The organism is Streptococcus phocae (genome assembly GCF_001302265.1).
Classification (GTDB): domain Bacteria; phylum Bacillota; class Bacilli; order Lactobacillales; family Streptococcaceae; genus Streptococcus; species Streptococcus phocae.
The window spans coordinates 1-1116 of record NZ_LHQM01000057.1; the positions used below are offsets into that span (position 1 = coordinate 1).

Genomic DNA, 1116 nt, shown 5'->3' on the forward strand with positions numbered 1-1116 from the left:
GTGTACATTTGTCAATGATGTGAGACCAAAAATAAAAGAATCAAGAAACGATATGATATCATCTACTAGTAGCTAGCTCCTAGTAGATTTTTTCTGATTTGAATAGGTGATTTCCAATTAAGAGATTGCATAGGTAAACGATTTGACAGATAAAGATAGCGTTTCATCTGTTTTATCAAGTCGTCATAAGAGTAGAAGGTTAAGTGCTGATAAAATCGTCTATTATCATTTCTATGGCTTCTTTCGACTTTACCATTATGTCTAGGCGTTCTAGGACGAATACACTTATGCTCAATTTTTAGTTGATTGCAGAGAATATCAAGTGGATGTCTTTTTATAGTTTCTTTAAAGTGAGTGAACTCAAAACCATTATCGGTTTGAATGATTTTAGGTTGATAGCCAAAGTATTTAATCGCCATTTTAACGAATTGAACAGTTGAGTGAGAGCTCTGTTCTTTAAAAGGGAAGAGGAATCTTTCTCTACTGGCTTCATCAATCATGGTATATTGGTAGAATTTATCAGGTAATTGACCAGTATAGCAGTGTTTAGGGACATATTTAACATCCATTTGCCATTTGATACCAATAGTTTTAGGCGTATCATAAGGTTTAGGCACATACTTTTTTTCTTTTTTGTTTTGTCTTTAAAGAAGCCCAATTTTCTTAAGAGACGAAAGAGAGAGCAAGGATGTCGTTTATATCCTTTATTGACACTTAATTTATAGAACAGCTCAATGAGAGTAGCATTGGGATGCCGACGAACAAGATTCTTAATCCACTGGATTTCGATTTCAGTATGAGCTTTAGGATGAGGGGTAAGTGGTCTGTGTGATTTGTCTTTTAGAGATTCTTTAGTGCCATCAAAACGTTTATTCCAACGCATAAGAGAAGCTTTTGAGACTTTGTATCTTCTACAGATAAATGCGACAGAAGCTCCATTACGGTAAGTTTTAACAGCATGATAACGAGTTTCAAGAGTATGTGGTAAATAACGAAGATTTTGTGATATACTAGTCATGAGAAGATTCCTTTTTTGAGTAGTTGGTTCAGAACTTATCATATCAAGGTTTCTTCTTTTTTGCATTTCTTGGTCTCACATCAATTGTAACGCTACAA

The 1116-nt window shown here is 34.2% G+C and carries 1 pseudogene; it reads right to left on the reverse strand.

The features are described 5' to 3' along the window. Positions 1-65: 65 nt before the first annotated feature. Positions 66-1018, reverse strand: a pseudogene (locus tag AKK44_RS08960) (DDE-type integrase/transposase/recombinase). Positions 1019-1116: the final 98 nt, after the last annotated feature.